A 25,084-nucleotide genomic window follows, 5' to 3' on the forward strand; every position below is an offset into this window, starting at 1 on the left:
TGGCCTCAGGGCTGGTTTTCAGGTTGTACACGCCACAGTTGGCGGCCGCTCGAGTTGCTGCCCGCAGCGATTGCGGTAGAGCTGCCGTCGGTGTGGTACTGCAAGCCATCGTTGATGCTGGTGCCGCCTGCTGGTGTTTCGTGGCCAGAGACAACGTCACCGTTCAAGCTGTCGTTGGCGTTCACCTTGCCATCGCCGTTCATGTCGAACACGTTATACAGCGTGCGTTGGCCGGTGGTTGGGTTAATACCATACGTGAAGCCGTCAAGGCCCGCTGCACAGGTATCCGGGTTCGGCGTGATGGTCGAGAAGATCAGGCCGTCGCCGTAAATCGTCATGTTGGCAACCACACGCTCACCTTTGGCTACGCCGGAGGCTTTAAGGTCGAGGTACCAGCCCCAGGTTTTAACGTCTGAGTCCGATGTACCCGTGGCGCCATCGTTGTACCAGGAGATGCTGTTATCGCTGAGCACGCGCACAGCTGTCGGTGTGCCATCCACCGACATGCTTTTCTCGGTCATTGTCTGTTGCTGCAGGTTCGAACGGTCGAGCGATGGCATGCTGCTGACGTTTTGACCCACAGTGTTGCGATCCCAGATGCCATACACCGTTTGGGTGTCATCGGAGATCTTGTCGTTACTGTTGAGGTAGCTACCGGTGCCGAACGTCACCAGGTAACCGACAGACGTCGGATGCCTGGCCAGTGTCGGGGCACTGGTGATCGGCTGGCGCTTAGCCGAGCTTGTGGAACCGTCTTTGGCAACGTAAAGCGGCGCACCGCCAAATGAGACACGGAAGCGATTGCTGATGCCGCTACAGCTGCTGGTGCACTTGTCGAACGGCGCACTGGCGCTGGTGTCATACAGGTCGAAGCGCCACATGTTGCCTTGCAAGTCACCGGCGTAAACGTAGTCGGTGATTCCGTCAGCGTTGAAGTCCGCCGTGCGCACACTTGAAAGCCCGTTGGTGTACGCCTCGCCTTGAGCTGTGAGGTTCTTGATCACAGCGCCGGTTTCAATGTCCTTGAGGAACAGCACAGCGCGGCCATCGTTGTTGTTGGCGCTGTTGTAACCGTTGGCAAACACAGCTGCCCACTGGCCGCTGTTGAGGCGGGTGATGATCGGTTTAGGAATGCTGTAGCCCATGTTGTTATGGCCATCACTGGTGAACTCCCAAAGCAATTTAGGCGCGCTTGGGTCAGTGATATCCAGAGCGAACACCTCACGGCCACCCGCGCCCAGGCTGCCGACAAGCACCGTGTGCCAGGCATTGCCGTAATACACATCGGCAATCGTCGGCGTGCCGTCAACGAAGTACTGGTGCACGCCATCCGTGCCGCCGTACTCAGGCGAGGTCAGCTTGTTGAGGTTATTGATAACGGCCGTTGGAATGAAGGCGAAAACCTCTGCGCCGGTGTCTGCATTGAAAGCATGCAGCATGCCATCGTTGGCGCCGACATAGATCATCGGCGTGCGGTTTTTAACCGAGGCCTGGAAGGCAGCATAGGTAGATGCGTCACCGTCCAGTGCGCCGGCGCGGTAGGCCAGATATTGAGCGCCTTTCACCAGTACAGGGGATGAGTTGACGATGTCGCCCAGTTTTGTGCTGCGCACCCGGAAGGTGCTGCAACCCGTTTCTGTCGCGCAGCTTTCGCCTTTGATGTACTTCACCCGCGCCCGGCCGTAGTTATCGACTGTGCCGGTGATGCCGTCTTTGTTGAGTGCGGTCTGGAAGTCGATGGTTTCAAACGACTTGTTCGCCAGACGATCCCAAGTGAAGTCACCCAGTTTTGTGGTTTGGCTGCTGTCAGCCATGTAGATCTTGCGCGTGGACGGTATTTTGCTGGCCGCATTCCACACGGTTTCCTTGACCAGTTGGCCACTGACCTCGGTTTGCTTTTCCTTGATCAGATCGCCGGTCCAGCCGTCGATGTTGAAGTCCGTGCGATAAACAAATGCATCATCTGTTGTTGTGCTGTCACGCGGCACTTCTACTGTCGGGCTGCTCACCGAGCTGTTCTTTTGCGTGATGTCGTTGAATGCCTTGTCCAGCTGCGCTTTCAGAGTCAACGCGTTGGTTACCAGGAAATAGTTGTCCGGCACGCCGTCGTTGTCCACATCCGGGCTGCCATCGGTGCCGTATTTGGCGGCGTACCACAGCGGGCCTTCGAGGAAGTTCGCCGAAGCACCGGTTGGGGTGAATGTACGGCTGGAAGTCAGGTTGCTCAACGTTGGGCAGTTGGCTCCGGACTTGGCGCACACGCCAGCATCGTAGCCGGGCGGAGTGTCGAGCTTGTAAGCGACGTTTGCACCGCCCTGGTCTTTAACATCCAGGTAAATGCCGTCTTTGGTGGTGCCCGAGATTACATAACCCATGTGTTGGTCGATGCTGCCCGCAGCGTATTCAGACGTCAGGTTGATGACCAACTTGCCATTGGCGTCCAGCAGCAGTTCATAGAGCACGATGGCGTCCATGTCATGGTCTGCGCCTTGCTCGACGTCTTCATAGTTGATGCGGAACTTGGCGTAAGGGCGCCCGTTGTTAACCGAAGCATCGCAGTCTTTGCCAGCAGCAGGGCAGTTGGCGTCGGTGTTGACGATGGTTTCAACGTAGTAGTCGACGATCTGGTCAGTCGGCTGGAAGTTGCTGGTGGCGCTAATGCCATAAGCGCCGCCAACAGACTTGGCAAACGGCACGACTGTGACCGACTGTGTTGTGCCGTCGGCTGACTTGCCCACCGGGAATTTGATCGTCGGCAGAGGCGATGCCAGCGCCACGGCGTAGGTTTGCAGGTTCTTGTCGCCGCCGATTGGGTTGTTGGCACCGAAGTTAGCCAGTGCTGCCGAGTAATAAGTACCTTGTTTACTTGGCTCCTCAGGAGCAAGACCGCGCACCGTGGACAGATTAGTCACGGTCTTTTCAGTAGGCGCGCCATCTTCGTTGCTGACTGTTGAAGCGCCGATGAAGACTTTTCGGCTACCGCCGCCTTCTTTGGCCCAGACTTTGTCAGCCTCAGTCGAAACATTCAAACCGCTGAGTGATGCAGGATCGCCAGCGCCTGTCACCGCATTACTCCATGCACTGCCAGGCACATCGCCATCGTAAGACGGGTTGATGTCACTGATCACCGTCATTACAGGTACCGCACATTTTTCATAACCACCGTTAGTTGCTGTGGTGGTCTTGTAAGGTGGCAGCCAAGTGTCGACAACCGGCAGGTTGAGCGGAGATTTGGCATCCACTGCGCTCGAGCTGTACTTGTAAGAGCTGGTAGGTGCAGTGGCCCCGGAGAAATAACGCATGGTTTCATACATCATTTCGGCTACTGGGTTGCCCCACATGTAGCAGTTGTCACTTTGTTGCATGGCGCGACCGGCAATCCAGCCGCAACCATAACTCTGGTTGCTGTATTTGAAGTCGATGATGCGGAATTTGTTGATGGTATCGACAATGCCGTTGGCAATGCTGTCGCTCGCGCAGTTGCTGTTGCTGCTGGAGCAGAATTGGCCGGTAGAGGCGTTGAATTCTTTGGTAAAGCTGCCGAGTTGACGACGCAGCACGCCACCACTCATGTTGTTCTGGAACGAGCCTGATGTGAGGCCGAAGAACATTTTATCGGCACTGCCGTAGTCATGCAGAATACCGGTTGGCTTGGCGCCATTGGCGTAGGCAACGCAGTTATCTTCACGCAGCGTTGCATCGGTTGGGCACACCTCAACCTTGATGTTGGCGTTAGTCAGCGTGCTCACGCCGGTGTCCGGGGTTTTCCAGTAGAGGAAAAAGCTGGAGCCGCCGGAGACTTCTTTATGGCGGAACTCAATGTCGTAGGTGACGCCTGCAGTCAAAGCCCGGTCGTTGCTTGGGGAGCCAGCGCCGCCTGAGCCTTGCTTGGCATGGGCGCCGTAGTAAGACGCGATCACGGTGCCGTTGAGCTTGACGTCAACTGCGTCGTCGCCGTCCACCGAAAACTGGTACATGCCCGTTTCGGTTGGCGTCAGCTTGCCGGTGATCTGGGTGATGTAGTTGTCTTGGTTTTGGTTCGATTTACATTTGTTGGAGGAGTACGGGTTAACAAAGTCGGTAACTGTGTTGATGTTGGTGAAGCCCGGGGTACCGTTGCCACACTCGTTTTTCGGATTGTTGAAACGGCTGTTCATTTCCGATTCGTTATTTGGTGCACTGTCGGTGTCGCGCCACGTGGTCAGGTAAAGGTTGGACAGTACAGTAGCTGGCACAATCGACCAGCCGCCGCTCGGGCCACGCGAGGTACAGGCGCCGCCGTCACACGCATCGCCAGCCACAGGACGTTCTTTCGAGACCCAGTTCCAAATACGGAAGGTGGTGTTAGTGAGTGTGCGCAACTGCGGTACGCCACCGTCGGTGAGAGAGACCACGGCAAACAAGTGGCGATAGCCATTGGTAGGCTGGTTCAGCGGGGTGTAGTCGGTAATGCGATAACCGTCTTTGCTCAGGCTCTGGTATTCCTTACCCCAGGTGTGTGCATCCTGAGGTACAAATGCCGCTTCCAAAACTGTTTTCGCCGGCGTGTTGGTGCTGCCTGCAGTGTCTTCTACGCGGTAGCCGCCGTAGAGAACTTTTCGCAGTGCGTCCATCCGTGACGTGGCCAGGTAGTTGAGAAAGTCACCGCTCCATTTACCCGAGCACATTTTATTGTTGGCTACGCTGGACGGTACGAATATGCCACCTGTGTAGGTGTAGCAGACGTTGGAATTGAAGTAGCCGTAGTAATCGATACCGCCGTTGTCGGCGCTCAAATACCCCTTGTAACCCACATCAAGAACACCGTCGCCGTTGAGGTCAGAGGCATCGTTGTAGGCTTCGTAAAAAAGTTTGTGGTCGCGGCCCATTACCAGCATGTTCAGTGGCGGTACAGACTCACTGACGAACAATGGAACCTGATCAATATTGGTGTCGGCCTGTACGGCTTGGCTGGCAGCAAGCAGCCCGAAAATCAGAGCGGTGGTGTGTTTCATGTGAATCTCCAATTCGGGCTTCAGTTGAAAATGGCGGCAATAACGGAGCGGATACACAAGGCATCCGGGCCGCAACCTTTACCGGCGGTGTTGTTGTCGTTAAACGCCTGGCCATTCACTTCGTAATAGTTGGTGCAATTCTTACCGCTGAGAATGTCTTCAGTCTGGGTGCAGTTAGCCTGCACGCTGCCAACGTTGGTGGCATCACGTACATACCAGCGCGCGCTGCGTTCAAGTGTGGTGGCGCCATCGGCACCTTTATATGCAGTGGAAACAGAGAAGTCGGTGTCGTAGGTGTTGGCAATTTCAGTGATGCACAGCGTTGTTGGGTTGCTGCCTGTGCAAACATCCGGTGGCACGCCATTGTTTTCGAGCCGCCACTCCGCTTCACGCAGGGCCGACTCGGCGGTGCTGCTCAGGCGCTTTTGCTCCATGAGATTGCCGGTAATCTGCGACTCGAGCGCCACTTCGCGCATGCTGCTGACGGCCAGCAAGGTGATAACCAGCAGCATAATCAGGGCGACGAAAAGCACCGCGCCGTTCTGTTTCTTGGGTAGGTCGTATGTGCGATGACTTCTCACGGCATTAGATTCCTGAGCATGATGCCGCTACTGGCAATCTGGTAAAGGTTGTTGTCCGGCGGTGTGCAAGGGTCGGTGTTGCCCATCAGGGTTTGCCAGTCGCAATACGCTTTACTGGTCATGCCTTGCGACAGGTTGTTTTGATCGGTAGTCAGCAACAGTGAATAGCGCACGCTGCGAATTGTGCTGGTGCCAGGGGTCTTGGTGTACGACGAGACCTCACGTTCGCTGGCCGGGCCAATGCCAAAGGTGAACAGCACCTGGCTGACACCGTCTGCCAGGACCGCGTCATTGCAGACCAACTCGGCGTTGTTGTTTACGCTGAATTTTTCGACGAATTCCTGGCTTGATGTTGTGTAAGGCGTGGCGAAGTCGGCAGGCGTGGTAACCCCGGTGCCAGCGCAATCTACTTCGGTCGCATCGCGCGGCTCGAAGCGCAGGCAAATGGTCGAGTCATCCACTTTCGTGACCGCTTGCCCGGCTCTGAAGGTGCACGTGCCAGCGCCGGTAGTGGTATTGAAAGTGCCGGCAGCAAAGGCTTGCTCCAGTGAGTCGTCCGGGCGTCTGCGAAAGCCTGCTTTGGCCAGATGCTGTTCAAGCACCATCAGGGAGAAGCGACCGTTCTCCTGGTTTTGTGCTTGTCCTTGCTGGAACAGGTAGCTGGTTTTGTTATCAATGTAAATTTGGGTCACGCCCAGAATCAGGAAGCTGCTGATCGCCAGTGCGATGAGCAGTTCCACCATCGACAGACCTGCCTGCTTATTAACGGTGTTCATACAGGCTCCTAAAGCTCGGCGCGCAGGTGATAGTGGCAAATAGTCAGGTCGTCGCCCGCTTTAGCGTTGGCGTCCATGCATTCGTTTTCCTTGACTCGCCAGGCGAGCTGAATCTCGATGGCGGCGCCTTTATCAGGGCAAACTGCCGAACCATCGGTGCGGCAAACATAGAAGTCACTGGTGAGCAGGGCGCTGGCGTCCGGCAGGGTCTGCGCTGCTTTTGCTGCCCAGCAGCCGAGGCGATCTTCAGCCGACGCTGGCAGCGGGTTGCAGCTTGCCGGTGCATCCGGGAACGCCGTACCTTTTTTCTTGTAATAGTCTGAAGTGCTGGTGGGAACACCCTTTACATCGAGGATGGTCTGCCGGTCGCTGCGCAGGATTTCCATCAACTCATCGGCGAGCAGCGCCGCCTGATTACGGACTACGGAGTCCTGCGTGTAGGTGATCCCCTTGGCCTGCATGGCGACCATGCCAAGCACACCAATGCTGATAAGCACCAGGGTGACTAATACCTCGATCATGCTGAAACCGCGATTGCGCACGCGTGAAATCATCTCAGTTGCTTCCTGTAGTCGCCGCAGAGTGGGAGATACGCAGGCTGCCGGCATTCTTCACGGCAATCGAGTAGGTGTTGCTGGCATCCGCACCGCTGATGCTGATGTCGGAATTTGCGGCCGTTCCATCAGGCTTGAAGCTGATGGTGTCGAGGCTTGAGGTCACGGTGATATTGCTCGAAAAGGTCACGGTGCGGACAGTTTCGTTACCGTGTTTGGCGCTCCAGTTACTGGCGTCGACCTTGCTCACCGACACGGTCATGCGCTTATTAACGGCATCGCTGCGAGCGCTTTGCAGCAAGCTGAATAATTCTTCAGCCGAGCTCTTTACGCGGTTCGATTGCATCAGGTTGTTGAAGCCGGGTAGGGCCACTGTGGCGAATATCCCCAATATCACCACCACAATCATCAGCTCGATGAGGGTGAAACCTGAGGCGTGTCGTCTTGCGTGCATAAAAACCTGCTCCTTTGCCGAGCTTTAAGGTTTGCATAGCACACAGACAACTGTCCTATATAACGGGATGAAAGGAGGTGGAACGCCGATGATCGGTTTCGGGCTGTTTTATGGGGGGACTTTACGCGGACGCCGCAGGGATTTTTGGCAGCGATTCAGGCCCGGATTGCAGGCGTTGAGTCATCATTGAGGGGGCGTTTCACAGGGTGACTATTAGCGTTTCGACTGATAAGGCTGAGCACAGCTGCGCCCCCATTTAGGCTTAAATTCCGTTGCAGCTACTCCACGCGTCAATTTCCTCAAAGCGGCCCGTAGCGCTGCGCTCACCGGTCGACTCCAGCTTCAAGAGGCCTTTGCCGTTGAGCATTGCTGTGGGGATGGCGATTATTCTGTAGCGGGTAGGCGATGAAGTGGTCAGCGCAAGGGTGAATTGCTTGCTGCCATCGGTCGGGCTTTGGGCGTAGCGGCCGAGGCTGGCATTTATATACGTGTTGTTTTGTGCCCGGTAGCGTTCCATCAGATTGGCGGCGCCGAGCATGGTTGCCTTGGCATTTTCGCAATGGCTGCGGCGGATGTAGCTGTTGTAACTGGGCAGGGCGATGGCTGCCAGAATGCCGATCACCACGACGGTGATCATCAACTCAATCAGGGTAAAGCCGGCTTGCTTGCGCATGAGATCCTTCTCTTGGCAGTTGCGCTTTCTGGCGACGCGCTGCGCGTCGCCAGAAAGCGTCATTACAGTTGGGTGTTGTCCATCCAGTAGGTTTTGCCCAGCGGGATCATGTTGGCCTCAGTGGGCTCGACTGATGGATCGGGCAGCACCCAGCAGTTATCGCCGCTGCAAAACAGTTGCGGGTCGCCAGCAATGCCACTGCTGTTACTTTCGGTTGAGCGGTCAGCATGGCTGCCGGTTTCGCCTACACCGACCAGTGTCGGTGTGGCGTCGCGTAACCGCACCGAGTAAGCGCGATTCCTGCCGCTCGAAGGGCGGCAGCCATTCGGTGGCGTGGGCTCGTAGGTGTTGAAATTGACCGTACCACCCGCCGTCAGCGCTCTGGAAAGGATCTTTTCGCCGGTGTTGCCCATGGCGATGAACCAGCCTCGATCCGGATCGCTAAATGCATCCAGCGCCGTGGCCTGCTCCTGAGCGCTGCCCTGCTGCACCAGGTTTTGAGTCGCGTTATACAGTTTGCTTTCAGTCAGCACGCTTTGCGAGTCATCTGCAAAGACTGCGGAGGTTCGCAGTGAATAGAAACGGTCGCGAATGGTTTTGTTCAACGGATGGCTGCGATAGCCGCTGCCAATGTTGATGCTGAGTGAACGCTGACCGTCCACATCCAGCACCGCAACATCTGGCGCGCTGAAGAACTTGCGTGCATGTTCGGCGGTGCTGGCATTGCCCAAGCTGGCGAGTACACCGCCATTGCTGCCAGCGGTCACAAGGTTGGCGGCGCTGTTGCCATTATTGATGAAGAAACGCCAGACCTGGCCACCCGTATCGCCGACAAAGAACTGGTCGGCGAGTTTCTCGTCGTCACTGACCAATTCGCCGTTGGCCTCCTGAATATCGATGACGCGGATGTTTGAAGGGATGCTGTACTGCATTTTGTCGAGTTTCAGGGTATGCCCTGAGCGGTTGCTGGCGGACCAAATCAGGCTGCCCGTTTTAGCATCGACGATGTAAATCGAGTTGCCCACGGTATCGGCGGTATAAACGCTGGTTGTGTAGTTGAGTTCATCCTGATTCTGGTCATAGCCCCCCGCAAAAATCAGCACATCACGAATCTCATCACCGACTTTGATCTTGGTTTTCTGGGGCACCGACCAGGTTTGTCCAAGTTGGCTGAAGCCGGGATACGAGTCGTTGATTTGCCAGAGAAGTTTAGGGCTGTTACGCCGGGTGATATCCAGTGCGTAGAGGTTGTTGCCGCCACGACGCTGGCTGGCGTAAGCGTATACAAACTCGCCTTTATTGAGCCCAGCGGAGCTGCCTGATGCAGGGTCGCCAAAAATCACCCCGTTATTGTTGAGGTCGTTGAACCAGATGGTTGCTGTGTTATCCATTCCATAGAGGTGGGGCGTGTCATTGGTGGATTGCTGGTCGGCGCGCAGAAAGCGGATATTGGGCAGCAACTCTTTAGGCATAAAGCCAAATTGCTCGATGCCGGTGGCCGTATCAAAACCATGGATGAACCCTTCATTGGTGCCCAATATCGCAGTGATGTCAGGATCGCTGCAGCGGCCGTTGCTGTAGTTGCCTTTACAGCCATAAGTGACCTGGCGAGGTGATGAGTGCAGGGAGTCACCGAGTGCAAAACGGATCGTGCGGTTGTCACGCTCATACCCGTTGATATATTTCACCAGGTTGTCACGTGCGCCCGCTTGAGTGGATTGAAGCCCGAACAGGGTAGGCGATATGTTGCCTGCATGTGCCGTTCGTAATGAGTGCAGTGTGTTGGCCTGGCCGTTAACCGGAGTGTTTTTGAAGGTGAAAATATTGCGATCGCCGGGTCTGGGCAGTTTGGCCGCCGCGCCGCCGAGTGTGACGTCTGAGCCATCCTGAATGCTATTCCAGAAGCTACGTGCGCTGTCATAGAAAAAACCGGTGTTCAAGTCGACTGCCGGTGCATCATCCGCATCGACGATAATCGCTTCAGTGCCCTCGGTCTTGAGGCGATAGCGCTTGAGATTGCCGGCCCATCGATTGGTGTTGCCGGGGCGGAACATCGAGAAGTACAGCTGATCGAGATTATCTGAGCGGTTAAGGCTATTGATCGGCGCACTGGCATTTACAAAAGTGGTATCAGCCGACATTGCGGTGCTCAAAATGTTATTGAATACATCCGACAAACTGCTCGCGTTATTCGCGCTATAAGCGGTGCCGCCGCCCAAGCTCGCCAGCTGGCTGAGAAACCGGGTGGGGCCGGTATTGACCCCAGTGGAAAAGCCGATGGTGTGAGTGATTATGTTGTTAAGACCTTCGAGCGGTGATTGGTCCTGCTCATGCATCCAGCGGGCGAGGGTACGTCCGCACTTTTCAGATATTTTATTGCTGTCGCCCCGACACGCTCCCGCAAGCCTTTGGATGCTGGCGCGTGCAGCTTCACCAATGGTGTTCTCGGCAGGGCCGTTGAAGGCCGCACCGTCAGTGAGCAGGACCACATAATTGGGCTGACACGAGCTTTCAATCGGGCTTGGATTCTTGCCAAGGTGCTTACCCGGTATCTGTGTGTAATACCGCGCGGCTTCGTTAAGCGCGGGCACAATTTGAGTGCCCAGGTGCAAAGTCAGGGCATTCACATGACCACGCATGAAGTCACGCGAGGTGTATTTGTTTTCCCCCAGCCCGCCGTGACGCAACTTGATGCGTAATTGCACGGCAGACTCGGCGCCATGTTCGCGGCTCTTCAGTTGCGCTGAGCCGCTCACCGGTCTGAGCAGAAGAGCAAGGGCGTTATCGTCGCTCCACCTCGAATGATTGAAAACTGCCTGTAGCCGGTCTTTAAGCTCTGTAGTCGTGCAACGCTGTTGCACGCCGCTCGTGCCCACACCGCCAAACTCACAAGCGCCTGCTAGCTGGCCATACGTGCGTCTGCTTAAATTATTGGTGTTCAGAGCAAGGGCCGCAGAGTTGCCAGTGTTCTCGAAGAAGACTTGAGTCCTGCCCGGAGCGTCAGTATTGGGCGTCGCCAGAATTTCGGCACTCATCACCTGGGCGTTTTTCTTCACCGGGACATGTTGAAAGCGGCTGAGGAGAAACCTATGCGCAAACGGCAAGTGATTGCTGGTGATGCTGACCTGCCCACCGCTGCAGTTATTTGCATTGACGCAGGAACGCGGTCTGTTCTGCGAGCCGTCGTCTTTCTTGTTGAGCACCGAGATATTGATGATCGGGTTCAAACAACCCTCATCGCCGTCGGAGAACGCCAGTCTCAGCACGGGCTTGAGGTCTTCACCGTGATCAAAACTGTAAGCCGTGCGGCTGCCTTCCCCGGCAGTTGGAGACAGGAAGAATGCCAGTGAGTTGTTGCCACACCAACCAGGCCTGTCGACGATGCCTTGAACCAGTTCGGTGACATCGGGGCCTTCAATGTAATTGTTTTCTGCGCTTGTTCGCCACGCATCGGGCGTCCAGTTGATCGACTTGGTTTTACTCCTGTTCATGAAGTTCTCCGTGCTGCCAAACACCTCAGTATCAGTGCCGTTCTGCGCAGCGATGGCGAAGGTAACCGGACGATCATCTGAGCTTGCGGGCACAAAGTCGATTCGTGCCGAGGTGAGGCGGGCGCCTTGTGGGATCGCCACATCCTCGAACCGCAGCCCTGTCGCTCGGTTGCTGTCTTCATTGCCTGACCAGCTGATTTCCAGGCGAGGGGAGTCGGCTGCACCGTCACCAATGTGCCAGGGATAACTTGCAGGCGTAGCCCCCCGCACACGCAAAGCGACATCGCCAATAGGATTGAGTGCAGGCGCTAGTTGCTGAAGCTTTTGTAATTGGCGGGTGAGGTCGAATGTAATCGTGTCGTGGTTGCGAGACGGGATTTGGCTGAGATGCAGATCGGTGTTGCTAAAGTTGCGGCGACTTAGAGGGTTGCCCGCATTAATGGCGCTGGCCGTCTTGCTGTTTTCAAGCTTGATATTGAACCGGCTGGGGGATTGGGTTGAGGTGCCTTTGAGGATCAACTTGGCTGACTTGATCGTCACACCTTGTGGAATGTTGAGGTTGCGAAACAATAGCAAGCCATCGTTGCCGGACGCACCGTTGCTACTTTCAAGCTGGGTTTTAACGCCGCCCGGACACTCAGTGCTGGTGGCGTCCAGTTTGGCTGAGCAAGCAACTGAGTCGCCATTCTGATTGAGCACAAAGTACGACGAGAAATCGCTGTTGTAACCTGCGGATGCACCCAATGAGCGGCTGATACTGGATGGATTCAACTGTTGGCCAGTGGGCGCTTTAATGAAGCCCATAACCAATGTTTTATCACTGGCGCGGGTGGTTCCGTTGCTCAAGTAGCTTGAGTCGTCTCCACTTTGGCGCAAAGCCGGCGTGGCCAGTTTGTTGTTCATGGGTTGGTCGATATGCTGGACTTTCATCAGCATGCGCGACTTGGTTTTCGGGTTCGGCTGAATGGTCATCAGACCGATATTGATGTCTTCAGCCGTATTGAGAAGGCCGCGGAACGCTTGCTTCATCTGCACCAGTCGCGAGCTGTTTTGGCCTCTGTCAACTGCGCTCATAGAGTCTGAGTTATCCAGAATAAACATCACGTTTGGGCGCGCTGTTGATTCAGGTGGCGGCTCGCCAAAGAAAATTTCAGTATCGTCGCCAGCGCTCAGTGGAATTTGCAGCGCCAATAAAAATGCAGCGGTGGTAGTGAGTGCGCGCGGGCGATTATTCGAGCAATTCATGCTGCTCTCCTTGATTAGTAGCGGACCAGATGACCTTGACGGTGCTCGGCTCGTGCGGGGTGCTCAGCGGGTGAGCAGCTGATATCCGTATCAACGCAGGTATTGCTGCGACTGACGATGTTGAAACAGGCGAATTGAAAGGTGCTCGAATCTTCGGCTGCGTCCAGCGAATAGGCGGGCACTACTTTTTCGCAGGTTCCGGGGCTGGCGGCCTTGGCAATGAATTGCGCCACCTGGGTTTCATTGCTGCCATCGCTGCTGCGTATAAAGCTGACGGTGCCCAGAACATCGGGCGAGGCGGCTATCGTCAGGGATTTCTTGAAGTTTTCGATCCACGCCTGAATGCCATTTTCTGCAGCTTGAAAGGCAGTGTTTTGTTCCTGGCTGTTGGTGGCCATGCGTACCTGTAGCGACGACTGGTACGCGGCTGCAATGGCGATAATGGTGAGCAGCAGCAACAGCGACAGGCTGATCAGCAAGGCCGCTCCGGTTTGTTCATGGCGAGCATTCATCAGAGTCGATTCCTCAACTGATAGGTGTTGCTGTAGGTGCGGACGACCTCGTCACGTGCATCGTTAATTTCCAGGCTCACGCGTATGGCGCGAGTGTCGGCAAGCTGTTCGGGCGTCACTTCGCTGCTTTCAACCCACAAGGTTTGGCTGTCTGCCACAACTGCGAACTCAATGGCGTTGATGTGTGCGTGATCGAGCACGGGTTCGTCGTCCATGCACAGGCGGTTGGTTTCGCATTGGCTGTAGGTCACGCGCTTGAGAAACAGCGCTTCGCCTTGGCAGGTTTTGTAGTACGAGAACGGCACACCGGTGTCTTGCGTGGTGGCGTAGTTGAACGTAATGCTGCGTTCGCCCGCTTCAATGGCATCGTTGGGCAGGGTCAGGCCCTTGATTTTCAGTGTGCTTCTAGCCGAGCGGCACCCTTGATACCCGGCTCTGCGGGCATCGCTGCCGATAATCTCCAACGCGATCCGACCGCTTTCCTGTACGCGTGCCACCGCAACATTTGTGCGGTTGGAGGCCGATGTGCTGGCGAATAATTCGATTGCCCCGAGAATCAGCAATGAGCTGATCAAAATGGACACCATCAGCTCTATCAGGGACATGCCCGTTTGCTTGCTCATAAGTCAAAACTCACGGCAAAGCTGGAGTCACCTGTTACGCCCTCAAGCGCGGAGGATTCCACCCAGATAATTTCGATGCTGTACTGGTTGTCGGTGCGGGTAATGTTGGCCCGAGCCCCGGGAATACTTGAGGCCAGCATGGTTTGCCATTGGTGCAGATCAAGCTGCGCCTGCTCAGTGTCCGTACAACCGTCGTCGCCACACTCGGGGCGCTCGCCCAGGCTGTAGTCGACCTCGAGTTGAGCGTCAGCGTCGAGCAGGTAGTCATCGGCGCTGCTGGCTAACGCATGATTGAGGCGGGTGCGTTCCGAGAAGTCATACGCCAGCAAGCTGGCCTGGCCGCGTAAGTAAGCGCCTTGGCTGGCCTGAACGCTAGTCATCATCAGCGTTGCCATGCCCAGTAAACCGATGGATAAAATCACCACGGCGATCAGCACTTCAAGCAGGGTGAAACCGCGTTGCCCAGTGAGTGTTTTCATGAGCAAGACGCACCGCTGCAGGCCTGGCCGATGGCATTAACCTGGATCTTTCGCGCGAAGGCATCGCCGCGTGAGTCGTTGAGCGTGAAAGAGGCCGCAGTGGTTTTACCGTCACCGCGATAGTCGATGCGCGGCCGTGTACTGGTGATGGTTACACCGGCGCTGCTCAACGGCACCACGCGCAGAATGTCGTTGCCCTGCGTGATTAGAATACCGGCGCTCCAGTTCGCATCATCTACGCAGGCGCTTTGATCACGGCTGGCAGCGCATACCGTAATGGTGCTGCGCAGCATGGCCGCTTCACTGCGGGCCATTTGCATCACACCGAGCAGGCTATTGGCGGTGCTGCTCAGGCGGTTATCGAGTATCAGCGAGCGAAAGCTGGGAACGCCGATAGTAGCCAGAATCCCTATGATGGCTACCACCATCAGTAACTCGGCCAGGGTGAAGCCTTTTTGAGTGCGCATTGGGTCTCCTCGGTTCCATCCGATAGCGCTAACCATGTCCATTAATTGCGCCACCCAATTCAACAGGTACGAGCGCAACGGTTAGCCAACGACGCCATTCAGCCGGATTTGGCCTGCGTGAGTGCGGTGAGGGTTCTCAATCCGGGGCGGCGAAAGGTCGGGAATTACTACAGGAAATTGCGTCAGGAGGATTTGCGCGACGCAGGTCGCAAATCTGCTTTGCGGCACCACCGTGATGATTGCGGTTTTGTTGCTGCCCCTCGCGGCGCTGACGGGCATAATTGGCCAATGTCGCAGCACATTTGTTCATACACAGCAACAAGAGAGGGTGCATGTCAGGGGTTGATGCAGTCGTAATTGGTGGTGGTGTAATCGGTTTGCTGACCACCCTCGGGTTGGCGCAGGCTGGCCAGAAGGTGTTGTTGCTGGAGCGCCAGCAACAGGTGGGAAGTGAGGCGTCGTGGGCCGGTGGCGGTATTGTCTCGCCGTTGTATCCGTGGCGTTATGCACCGGCTGTGTCGGCATTGGCGCACTGGTCACAAGATTTCTATCCCAAGCTTGCCGAGCAATTACTGGCGGCTACCGGAATCGACCCTGAAGTTCATGTGACCGGGCTGCACTGGCTGGATCTCGACGACGAGGCAGACGCGCTGAGTTGGGCGCAGCGCAATCAGCGGCCCTTGTCTGCAGAAGATATCGACTCGGTGTATCGCGCTGTCCCGCCGCTTGGGCCTGGCTATCAACGCTCTCTGCACATGCCCGGAGTGGCCAATGTGCGTAACCCACGGCTGATTAAATCGTTGCGCGCCGCCTTGCAGGGATTGGGCAATGTACAGCTGCGCGAAGCCGCTGAAGTGACCGGCTTTGTCCGTGATGGCGAGCGGGTGGTTGGCGTTAAAACCGCCGCAGGCGAGTGGCTGGCAGAGCGGGTGATTGTGGCGGCAGGTGCCTGGAGCGGCGATTTATTACGCAGCCTGAACATCGAGTTGCCGGTAGTGCCGGTCAAAGGCCAGATGATTTTGTTCAAGTGCGCCGATGACTTTCTGCCGAGCATGATATTGGCCAAAGGCCGTTATGCCATTCCGCGCCGCGACGGGCACATTCTGGTCGGCAGCACCCTTGAGCACGAAGGTTATGACAAGACGCCAACCGAGACTGCGCTCGCGAGCCTGCATGCCTCGGCGATAGAGTTGCTGCCCGCATTGGCGGATGCCGAAGTGGTCGGGCATTGGGCCGGTTTACGTCCAGGCTCGCCGGACGGTGTGCCGTTTATCGGGCCTGTTTCCGCGCATCCGGGCTTGTGGCTGAACTGCGGCCATTACCGCAACGGGCTGGTGCTGGCGCCAGCGTCATGCCAGTTGCTGGCCGATTTGCTGCTGGGACGCGCGCCGATCATCGCCCCCGATCCTTACGCCCCGGACAACCGTCTGTAAACGTGGCGAGGCGACAGTCAACCTATGCAGTTGCTGTCGCCGTGATTATCGCTTTCGGGCTTTGGCGTTTGGGTTTAATCGATGCCCAGTTTCTTCAGGCGGTAGCGCATGGACCTAAATGTCAGGCCGAGGCGTTGGGCCGCGGCGGTGCGATTCCAGCGGGTCTCTTCCAGCGCCTGCATGATCAATTTGCGCTCGATTTCTTCGAGGTGATCTTCAAGGTTGTCGATCTCGGCCAGGCTCGCCTCGCTGGCATCGCCGCCCGGTGAGGCGTCGGCAAGGCGCAAATCGCCGGCGCTGATCTCGTCGCCTTCGCACAGGGTGTAGGCGCGCTCAAGCATGTTCTCCAGTTCGCGCACGTTGCCGGGAAAACGGTAGCACTTGAGCTTGTCCAGTGCCTCGCTGGTAAGCGTCGCGGGGCTTGCGCCGGAGCCTGTGGCAAGTCTTGCAAGCATGGCATTTGCCAATTGGCTGATGTCTTCGCGGCGTTCACGCAAGGCCGGTACGCGCAGTTCGATCACGTTGAGGCGATAGAACAAATCCTGACGGAAACGCTCGGCAGCTACTTCGGCGCCGAGGTCTTTATGGGTGGCAGAGAGGATGCGCACATCGACCACCACTTCCTGCTGACCGCCCACCGGGCGCACGGCTTTTTCCTGAATCGCGCGCAGCAGTTTCACCTGCATCGCCAGCGGCAGATCGGCGACTTCATCAAGAAACAGGGTGCCGCCGTTGGCCGCTTGAAACAGCCCTTGCTTGTCTTCTATGGCGCCGGTGAAGCTGCCTTTCTTGTGGCCGAAGAACTCGCTTTCCATCAGCTCGGAAGGGATGGCGCCACAGTTGACCGGCACGAACGGCTGTTCGGTGCGTGGGCCGGATTCGTGAATCAACCGCGCCACCAACTCCTTGCCGCTGCCTGACTCGCCACTGATGTAAACCGGCGCCTGACTGCGGGCCAGTTTGTGGATTTGCTTGCGCAGGCTGTTCATCGGCGGTGAGTCGCCGAGCAGGCGGCTATCAACCGGCAACTTCTGATTATCGACTGAACCCAGACGTAATGCGCTGTTCACCAACTCGCGCAGGCGGTTGAGATCCACCGGCTTGGTCAGGAAGTCAAACGCCCCGGCCTTTAGCGCGTTTACCGCTGTGTCGAGGCTGCCGTAAGCGGTAATCATCGCGACGGGCATCTGCGGGTGGCGCTGGCTGATGTATTGCACTAACTCAATGCCGGTGCCGTCGGGCATGCGCATGTCGGTCAGGCACAGGTCAAATGGCTCTTTGCTCAGCCATTCACGCGCCTCCTTAACATTGCGCGCGCAACGGGTGTCGAGCTTCATGCGGCCAAGGGTTATCTCAAGTAGCTCGCGGATATCGGGCTCGTCGTCAACGATCAATGCTCTTTGGCGGGTCATGTTCAGCTCAATTTACGCGGGTGGGCAAAGGTGATGCGAAAACAGCTACCACCTTCATCACGAGGTTTGTAATCCAGCCTGGCCTGATTGCTCTCGCACAGTTCGCGCGAAATATACAGGCCAAGGCCGGTGCCTTTATTTTCGGTAGTAAAGAAGGGTTCGAAGATGTGCGAGACCTGATCGCTTGGAACGCCACGCCCATCATCGAGAACCTCAAGTACCGGCAATTCGGTTTCATCGGCGCAGAACAAACGTAACCAGACCTGCGCCTGACTGTTGTTCTGAGCACTATAGCGCAAGCCGTTTTGCACCAGATTGGTGACCACTTGGGTCAGCTGGTTGGGGTCCATGCGGGTTTTGGTGTTGCCCTTGAGCGTTTCTACGTGCAGCGTCTGCGAGCTTTTCAGGGTGCCGCGAAACTCGCTGGCGAAACGGTGAACCCAGTATTTAAGGTCGAGCAGTTGCGGCTCCGGCTGGCGACGGCGGGATAGCTGCAGCACGTTCTCGATAATCAGGTTCATCCGCCGAGACTGATCCTGAATAATCTGGATCAGGCGTTTATCGGGGGCCTGCAAATCTTCCGACTCATTGAGCAATTGCGAGGCGTGACTGATGGCGCCCAACGGGTTGCGTATCTCGTGGGCGATGCCAGCGGTCAGGCGGCCAAGGGCAACCAGCTTGAGTTGCTGCGCTTGCTGGGCAAGCTCGGTGGTGTCATCCAGAAACACCAGCACGTTCTGCTGCGCACCGTGTTGCACCTTAACAAAGCTTGGTTGCAGCATCGGGCCATCCGGCTGAGCCCTGAACTCGGCCGAGCGCAGGGTCGGGTTGTAATGCCATTGATGCAGGCAGTTGATTAACTCCGGGCAGTGCGGATCAACAATCAGCCCGGTAATGTCCGTGTGTCCCAGCAGGCGTTTGGCGCCATCGTTGGCCAACAGCACGCGGTTATGCGTATCCAGCACCAGAATGCCGGTGCGCATGCGCTGCAAAATCAGCGAGTTGAGGGCTTCCAGATTGGCAACTTCTTCAGCACGTTGCTCCGCCAGGGTCTCGCTCAAATACAGACGTTTGCTGATGCCCTGAACGAATAGCGCAGCGGCGAAACACAGGGTCCCGAGTGCCCCGGCCTGCACATATTGGCTCGACGCCGATGGGTGAATGATGCTCAGGTAGAACGTCAGGTAAATCATGCCGATAGTGGCAATGGCCGCGATCAGCAGGCCGATTCTGCCGCGCAGCAGAATATTGGATATGGCCACCGCCACAATCAGCAGGTTGCCGATACCGCTCGGCGTGCCGCCTGCGGCAAAGAACAGCGCGCAGAGCAGAATGACATCGACCAATGCCAGGCTGAATATCTGCACCGTGCTGCGCGGACGTTGCACGCTGACCGCAATGGTGATGTTGAGAATCAGGTAGAACCAACTGCCGGCACGAAATAGCGCCGGATGCACCATGTCGAGTAACTGGCTGTCGAGGTCGCTGGAAATAAGGAAGGCCAGCGCCAGGCCGATGATTACGCGGTAAAGGTTGTAGAGCTTGAGTATCCGTCGGCCTTGAGCGCCGCGCAGGGTGAACTTATCAGTGATCACCGGATTTCGGGCCTTGCTCTAAGTGCTTCTTGCTGCAGTACCAACGGCTGTTTTGCTCAAGCGCCTGCTCTTGCGGCAAGTACAGATTGCAATGCGCGCAACGCACCATGGGCTTGGCCGTGTTGGCTTTGGTCTTGGGCCGGGCAGGGCGGGTGATTCGGCGGAACAGCCAGTAGCCGGCAGCTGCAATTGCAATAATCAGTATCAGGCGAAAAAGGCCCATAAAATGCTCTTCCAAAAGGGGTGCAGGCAGTTTAGCGAAGCTTGTCCGGTGCGCACAGCCGCTAATTTCGACTTAATTCGGCGGGCGAATCAGCGAATGCCTATGATCGGCGATTTTTAATCGTCTTACTGTCTATTGCTCGGCAGTGTTGCGCCTAAGATTACCCGCAATAGGTGACATTGCTCGCGCTAAATAGTGGGCTTGACGTTGTTCTCGGACGCGCCGATGCGGGACAATGCGCGCCATACGGCGATGAGCATCAGAATGCCATTGCACATGCTTTTTATTTGGTGGAGGCGGCCATGAGCCAAACCCTGCGGGTCGTGATGGCCCAATTGAATATGCGAGTCGGCGACGTTCACGGCAACGCCGAGCAAGTGATCGAGGCTGCGTGCAGCGCCCGCGACCAGTGGAATGCTGACGTAATTGTGTTCCCCGAGCTGGCGCTGAGCGGCTATCCGCCAGAAGACTTGCTGCTGCGTTCGAGCATGCAGCTGCGTATCGAGCAGGCACTCAAGCGTGTGCAGGACGAAGTACGCGGCATATATGTGGTGGTTGGCTTCCCGTGGCTGGAAGACGAGGTGCGTTACAACGCCTGCGCAGTCATCGCCGATGGCCAGTTGCTGGCCCGCTATTACAAGCAGAAGCTGCCCAACTATCAGGTTTTCGACGAAAAACGCTACTTCATTCCGGGCGATCAGCCGTGCGTTGTCGATATAAAGGGTATTGCTGTAAGCCTGACCATTTGTGAAGACATCTGGTTCGCCGAGCCCATGCAGCAGGCGCGTGACGCCGGTGCGCAGTTGATGCTCAGCCTCAACGCCTCACCGTTCCATCTGGATAAACAGCGTGAGCGCGAAGAAGTGCTGAGTGAGCGCGCGCGTGCCGGGCAGATGCCGATCGTCTACGTCAATCAGGTGGGCGGTCAGGATGAGCTGGTGTTCGATGGCGGAAGCTGTGTGGTTGCAGCCGATGGTACGGTGCATTCGCGAATTGCCGCGTTCCGCGAGGGGCTGTATCCGGTCGATTTGCAGATTCTCGACGATCAACAAATTGTCCCGCGTGAAGCGGCCAGTGCAGCGCTGCCAGAGCTGGAAGCCAGCGTATACGATGCGTTGGTTGTGGGCGTGCGCGACTATGTGCGCAAAAATGGCTTCAAGGGCGTGCTGCTCGGGTTGTCGGGCGGTATCGACTCGGCACTGACGTTGGCGGTGGCGGTTGATGCGCTGGGCGCTGAGCATGTCGAAGCGATCATGATGCCTTATCACTACACCGCGCAAATCAGCCTGGAAGATGCCGAGGCCGAAGCGCGTGCGCTGGGCGTCACCTATCGGGTGTTACCGATTGCGCCGATGGTCGAGTCGTTCATGACGACCCTGGCACCGGTATTCGAGGGCATGGGCCGCGATACCACCGAAGAGAACCTGCAAGCGCGCTGCCGTGGCACGCTGTTGATGGCCATTTCGAACAAGAAGGGCTATCTGGTGCTGACCACCGGCAACAAGAGTGAAATGGCAGTGGGTTATGCCACGCTTTACGGCGACATGGCCGGTGGCTTTGATGTGCTCAAAGACGTGCCCAAAACCCTGGTATTCCGTCTTTGCGAGTACCGCAACACGCTGAGCCCGGTGATTCCGCAGCGGGTTATTGACCGTCCGCCATCAGCCGAGCTGGCGCCGGATCAAAAAGACGAAGACTCGCTGCCGCCGTATCCGGTGCTCGATGAAATCCTCAAGCTTTACATCGAATACGACCTGTCGGCCAATGCCATCATCGCCGAAGGGTTTGATGCCGACACAGTAAACCGCGTGCTGCGCCTGGTTGATCTGAACGAGTACAAGCGCCGTCAAGCCGCCGTTGGCGTGCGCGTAACCCAGCGCGGCTTCGGCCGTGACCGCCGTTACCCAATCACCTCAGGCTGGCGTCGCGGGGATTAAGATCGACCGCTTTGCGTGAAGCGTAAGCAGGGCGGGCCAATTCCTGCGGAGGATGGATAAACCGCAGGTTAATCCGTCATGGCGATTTCGCGGTGGTACGCGGTTTGGCTTTTGATTTGCGGGCGAATTGGCGAATTTTGGCGACGGTGTCGCGTGATGGATTGCCCCGGGGCGGGGCTATCCATCCTCCGGTCGCCGTGTGGCGTGGTTTGGTGTGATGTGTAATGACGTGACGTGGCGCAATGCTGCGTGCCGTCACCCATGGAGGATGGAAAAACCGCAGGTTAATCCGTCATGGCGATTTTGCGGTCGTACGCGGTTTGGCTTTTGATTTGTGGGTGGATTGGCGAATTTCGGCGACGTTGTCGCGTGACGGATTGCCTCGGTGCGGGGCTATCCATCCTCCGGTCGCCGTGTGGCGTGGTTTGGTGTGATGTGTAATGGCGTGACGTGGCGCAATGCTGCGTGTCGCCACCTGCGGAGGATGGATAAACCGCAGGTTAATCCGTCATGGCGGTTTCGCGGTCGTGCGCGGTTCGGCTTTTGATTTGTGCGCGAACTGGCGAATTTTGGCGACGTTGTCGCGCGACGGATTGCCCCGGTGCGGGGCTATCCATCCTCCGATGGTGTTGATTGAACAAATCGCAGGTACAAAAAAGGAGGCCTGAGCCTCCTTTTTTGTGTGACGCGTTGGCGCTTAGTCAAACACGCCAAAGGTCATGTAGCTGAACCATGAGCGATCATCGCTCTCGACTTCAGGCTCTTCGACCGCGCCTTCACGGATCTCTTTCGGGATCTGGTCCTGGGCGTCTTGGTACTGGCGCTCAACATCCTGGCTGGCGCGGGTTTCACCTGGCGGCAGCGGAGCGTCGGTTTCAATCAGGCCCAGAGTCATCTTGGCCAGCCAGGAACGGTTGTCTTCCTCTTCTTCGAGAGGCACGAACTGGCCGTCTTCAAGGCTTGGGTGATCCGGGTAGTTGAGCTTCAGCGTTTCCAGGCTGGTGTTGGCCAGCTCGGTCAGGGTCAGGTGCTGATACGCCTCGGTCATTACCGCCAGGCCGTCACCCACTGCCGGGGTCTCCTGGAAGTTCTCAACCACGTAGCGGCCACGGTTGGCAGCCGCAACATAGGCGTGGCGAGTCATGTAGTAGTGCGCCACGTGAATTTCGTAGGCGGCCAGCAGGTTGCGCAGGTAAATCATCCGCTGCTTGGCGTCCGGCGCGTAACGGCTGGTCGGGTAGCGGCTGGTGAGCTGGGCGAACTCGTTATACGAGTCACGGGCAGCGCCTGGGTCACGCTTGGTCATGTCCAGCGGCAGAAAGCGCGAGAGCAGGCCGACATCCTGGTCGAACGACGCCAGACCCTTGAGGTAATAGGCGTAATCGACGTTGGCGTGCTGCGGGTGCAGACGAATAAAGCGCTCGGCCGCCGCGCGTGCAGCTTCCGGCTCCGAATTCTTGTAGTGCGCGTAGATCAGCTCCAACTGAGCCTGCTCAGCGTAACGGCCGAACGGGTAACGCGACTCCAGCGCTTTCAGCTTGGTAACGGCGCTGGAGTAGCTATTATTGTCCAGGTCAAGCTGGGCCTGCTGGTACAGCTCGGTTTCACTGAGGTTCTCGTCCAGCGGTTCTTTAGACGAACAGGCGGCTGTTAGAGCGAGGATGGCGATCAGCAGCAGGTGTTTCACTTGCATGGCGGCTTGCGTCCCTGTGACGGCGGCTGTCTTGAGCTCAGCCGTCCTGTTATGATGAACGCCCCCGGTAGCCCTGGGGCAAAGTCGCCGTATTTAACCACAAGCGCGTAGCTGAAACCAAAGGCTATGCCCCCCGCTGTTGCAGAGTATGTCATCAATAATTAAGCAGGCCATTCATTTAAGCGCCGAGGTTCCATCCGAAATGGGTGGTCAACGCCTCGATCAAGTCGCCGCCCAACTCTTCGCGGAGCACTCCCGTTCGCGCCTTTCCGCCTGGATAAAAGAAGGCCTGCTGACCGTTGATGATCAGGTGGTGCGCCCGCGTGACATCGTTCACGGCGGCTCAGTGCTGGTTCTCAATGCCGAGCAAGAAGCGCAGGGTGAGTGGGTTGCGGAAGATATCCCGCTGGATATCGTCTACGAAGACGAACATATCCTGGTGATCAACAAACCGGCCGGATTGGTTGTGCATCCGGCTGCCGGGCATGCCAGCGGCACATTGCTGAATGCGTTGTTGCACCATGTTCCGGATATCGTCAACGTGCCACGCGCCGGCATTGTCCATCGTCTGGATAAAGACACCACGGGCCTCATGGTCGTGGCAAAAAACATTCAGGCGCAGACGCAACTGGTGGATCAGTTACAAAAACGTACCGTTAGTCGTATTTATGAGTGCATCGTTATTGGCGTAATTACCGCCGGCGGCACCATCAATGCACCTATCGGGCGTAGCTCGGCGCAACGCCAGCGCATGGCAGTGACGGATGGCGGCAAGCCGGCCACCAGTCATTACCGCGTACTGGAACGTTTCCGCTCGCACACGCACACCCGGGTCAAGCTCGAAACCGGGCGCACCCACCAGATTCGTGTGCACATGAGCCACGTTGGTTATCCGTTGGTTGGCGATCCGGTTTATGCCGGGCGTTTCCGGATTCCGCCGGCTGCCAGCCCGACGCTGGTGCAAAGCCTTAAAGAGTTTCCACGTCAGGCCCTGCACGCGCGCTTTCTGGAGCTGGATCACCCAGAGACCGGCAAGCGCATGAAGTGGGAGTCGCCATTACCGGATGATCTGGTATGGCTGCTGACATTGTTGCGCCAAGACCGCGAGGCATTTATCGGGTGAGCAGTTTTGCGCACGACTGGCTAACCCCGGATTGGCCCGCGCCAGCCTGGGTTCGAGCTTGCATTACCACACGCTCGGGCGGTGTCAGCTTGGCGCCGTTCGATACGCTGAATCTGGGCGAGCACGTTGATGATGATCCGGTTGCGGTGGCCAAAAACCGCCAGCGTCTGATCAGTCTGATTGGTTGCAAGCCTGCCTGGCTGAGCCAGGTTCATGGCGTTGCCGTGGTCGAGGCAGACCCGACGCAAGTGCTCAGCGCCGACGGCAGCTGGACTGCAACACCGGGCGTCGCCTGCACGGTAATGACTGCGGACTGTTTACCTGTGTTGTTCTGTGATCGCGCCGGCAAGCGCGTCGCCGCTGCGCATGCAGGGTGGCGTGGGCTGGCGGCTGGCGTGCTTGAAGCGACGCTGGATGAAATGGCCGTCGAGCCTGAAGAAACCTTGGTCTGGCTGGGGCCTGCGATTGGCCCGCAAGCATTTGAAGTGGGGGCAGAGGTGCGCGAAGCCTTCGTCGCTCAGCACGCCAATGCCGTGGAGGCATTCAAACCCAGCGAGAATAGTGGCCGTTTCATGGCGGACATCTATCAGCTCGCGCGCATTCGCCTGGCTGCTCGCGGAATTACCGCTGTTTACGGCGGCGATTTTTGTACCGTGACAGATCCACGGTTCTATTCCTATCGTCTGGCCAATCGCACCGGACGCTTTGCATCACTGATCTGGCTGGCAAATTAACCGGCTGGATTGTCATGATCGTGCGCGGTCTGGCTTTGATTTGCGTGTGATTCGCGGATTTGGGCGATGGGGTCGCCATGACGGA

The 25,084-nt window shown here is 57.1% G+C and carries 19 protein-coding genes; 4 read left to right on the forward strand and 15 right to left on the reverse strand.

What is annotated here, in order from left to right; all coding sequences use genetic code 11:
- Positions 1-5: 5 nt before the first annotated feature.
- The 11 genes from BM395_RS05405 to BM395_RS23700 all read right to left on the reverse strand — a co-directional run bounded on the left by BM395_RS05405 (position 6) and on the right by BM395_RS23700 (position 14,849).
- On the reverse strand, positions 6-4,994 hold the full coding sequence (locus tag BM395_RS05405) for a PilC/PilY family type IV pilus protein (RefSeq protein WP_090509506.1): 4,989 nt from the start codon (positions 4,992-4,994) through the stop codon (positions 6-8).
- 20 nt (positions 4,995-5,014) lie between these two features.
- Positions 5,015-5,575 (reverse strand): pilus assembly PilX family protein, encoded by a 561-nt coding sequence (locus tag BM395_RS05410; protein ID WP_244528932.1) that lies wholly within the window; start codon positions 5,573-5,575, stop codon positions 5,015-5,017.
- On the reverse strand, positions 5,572-6,351 hold the full coding sequence (locus BM395_RS05415) for a PilW family protein (RefSeq protein ID WP_090509509.1): 780 nt from the start codon (positions 6,349-6,351) through the stop codon (positions 5,572-5,574). The genes BM395_RS05410 and BM395_RS05415 overlap by 4 nt, the downstream gene beginning before the upstream one ends.
- Positions 6,352-6,359: 8 nt before the next feature.
- Positions 6,360-6,905 (reverse strand): type IV pilus modification protein PilV, encoded by a 546-nt coding sequence (pilV, locus tag BM395_RS05420; protein WP_090509512.1) that lies wholly within the window; start codon positions 6,903-6,905, stop codon positions 6,360-6,362.
- 1 nt (position 6,906) lies between these two features.
- The gene (locus tag BM395_RS23695) at positions 6,907-7,359 is read right to left on the reverse strand and encodes a GspH/FimT family pseudopilin (RefSeq protein WP_090509514.1); all 453 of its coding nucleotides are present in this window, start codon (positions 7,357-7,359) and stop codon (positions 6,907-6,909) included.
- A gap of 262 nt (positions 7,360-7,621) precedes the next feature.
- Positions 7,622-8,032 (reverse strand): type IV pilin protein, encoded by a 411-nt coding sequence (locus BM395_RS05430; RefSeq protein WP_069898545.1) that lies wholly within the window; start codon positions 8,030-8,032, stop codon positions 7,622-7,624.
- Between the two features lie 62 nt (positions 8,033-8,094).
- Positions 8,095-12,768, reverse strand: a complete 4,674-nt coding sequence (locus BM395_RS05435; RefSeq protein WP_090509519.1) for a hypothetical protein — start codon at positions 12,766-12,768, stop codon at positions 8,095-8,097.
- A gap of 14 nt (positions 12,769-12,782) precedes the next feature.
- Positions 12,783-13,280, reverse strand: coding sequence for a PilX N-terminal domain-containing pilus assembly protein (locus tag BM395_RS05440; RefSeq protein WP_069898113.1), 498 nt, complete (start codon positions 13,278-13,280; stop codon positions 12,783-12,785).
- Positions 13,280-13,903 (reverse strand): PilW family protein, encoded by a 624-nt coding sequence (locus BM395_RS05445; protein WP_090509522.1) that lies wholly within the window; start codon positions 13,901-13,903, stop codon positions 13,280-13,282. Before BM395_RS05445 ends, BM395_RS05440 begins: the two co-directional genes overlap by 1 nt.
- The gene (gene pilV, locus BM395_RS05450; RefSeq protein WP_090509525.1) at positions 13,900-14,382 is read right to left on the reverse strand and encodes a type IV pilus modification protein PilV; all 483 of its coding nucleotides are present in this window, start codon (positions 14,380-14,382) and stop codon (positions 13,900-13,902) included. The genes BM395_RS05445 and pilV (BM395_RS05450) overlap by 4 nt, the downstream gene beginning before the upstream one ends.
- Positions 14,379-14,849 (reverse strand): GspH/FimT family pseudopilin, encoded by a 471-nt coding sequence (locus tag BM395_RS23700; protein WP_170860553.1) that lies wholly within the window; start codon positions 14,847-14,849, stop codon positions 14,379-14,381. The genes pilV (BM395_RS05450) and BM395_RS23700 overlap by 4 nt, the downstream gene beginning before the upstream one ends.
- A gap of 332 nt (positions 14,850-15,181) precedes the next feature.
- Between BM395_RS23700 and thiO the strand changes: the two genes are divergently transcribed.
- Entirely contained in the window at positions 15,182-16,282 is a 1,101-nt protein-coding gene (gene thiO / locus BM395_RS05460) for a glycine oxidase ThiO (RefSeq protein WP_090509532.1), read from the forward strand.
- Between the two features lie 74 nt (positions 16,283-16,356).
- Here thiO and BM395_RS05465 read toward each other — a convergent pair whose 3' ends face one another.
- From BM395_RS05465 to BM395_RS05475, 3 genes are read right to left on the reverse strand one after another with little or no spacing between them, the layout of a single operon-like run.
- On the reverse strand, positions 16,357-17,694 hold the full coding sequence (locus tag BM395_RS05465) for a sigma-54-dependent transcriptional regulator (RefSeq protein WP_069898108.1): 1,338 nt from the start codon (positions 17,692-17,694) through the stop codon (positions 16,357-16,359).
- Positions 17,695-17,696: 2 nt separating this feature from the next.
- Complete coding sequence (locus BM395_RS05470) at positions 17,697-19,289, reverse strand: sensor histidine kinase (RefSeq protein WP_090509535.1); 1,593 nt, start codon at positions 19,287-19,289, stop codon at positions 17,697-17,699.
- A complete protein-coding gene (locus tag BM395_RS05475; RefSeq protein WP_090509538.1) occupies positions 19,279-19,512 on the reverse strand; it encodes a PP0621 family protein in 234 nt (77 codons plus the stop codon). Before BM395_RS05475 ends, BM395_RS05470 begins: the two co-directional genes overlap by 11 nt.
- Before the next feature lie 302 nt (positions 19,513-19,814).
- Between BM395_RS05475 and BM395_RS05480 the strand changes: the two genes are divergently transcribed.
- On the forward strand, positions 19,815-21,449 hold the full coding sequence (locus BM395_RS05480) for an NAD+ synthase (protein ID WP_090509541.1): 1,635 nt from the start codon (positions 19,815-19,817) through the stop codon (positions 21,447-21,449).
- Between the two features lie 697 nt (positions 21,450-22,146).
- Here the strand turns inward: BM395_RS05480 and BM395_RS05485 are convergent.
- Positions 22,147-23,142: an outer membrane protein assembly factor BamD gene (locus tag BM395_RS05485; RefSeq protein ID WP_069898104.1), complete on the reverse strand. Its 996-nt coding sequence runs from the start codon at positions 23,140-23,142 to the stop codon at positions 22,147-22,149.
- 148 nt (positions 23,143-23,290) lie between these two features.
- Between BM395_RS05485 and rluD the strand changes: the two genes are divergently transcribed.
- Entirely contained in the window at positions 23,291-24,265 is a 975-nt protein-coding gene (gene rluD, locus BM395_RS05490; protein ID WP_090509544.1) for a 23S rRNA pseudouridine(1911/1915/1917) synthase RluD, read from the forward strand.
- Complete coding sequence (gene pgeF / locus BM395_RS05495) at positions 24,262-24,999, forward strand: peptidoglycan editing factor PgeF (RefSeq protein ID WP_069898102.1); 738 nt, start codon at positions 24,262-24,264, stop codon at positions 24,997-24,999. Before rluD ends, pgeF begins: the two co-directional genes overlap by 4 nt.
- The last annotated feature ends 85 nt before the right edge of the window (positions 25,000-25,084 follow it).

The sequence above is a fragment of the Pseudomonas marincola genome (assembly GCF_900116605.1).
GTDB classification, from domain to species: Bacteria; Pseudomonadota; Gammaproteobacteria; order Pseudomonadales; family Pseudomonadaceae; genus Aquipseudomonas; species Aquipseudomonas marincola.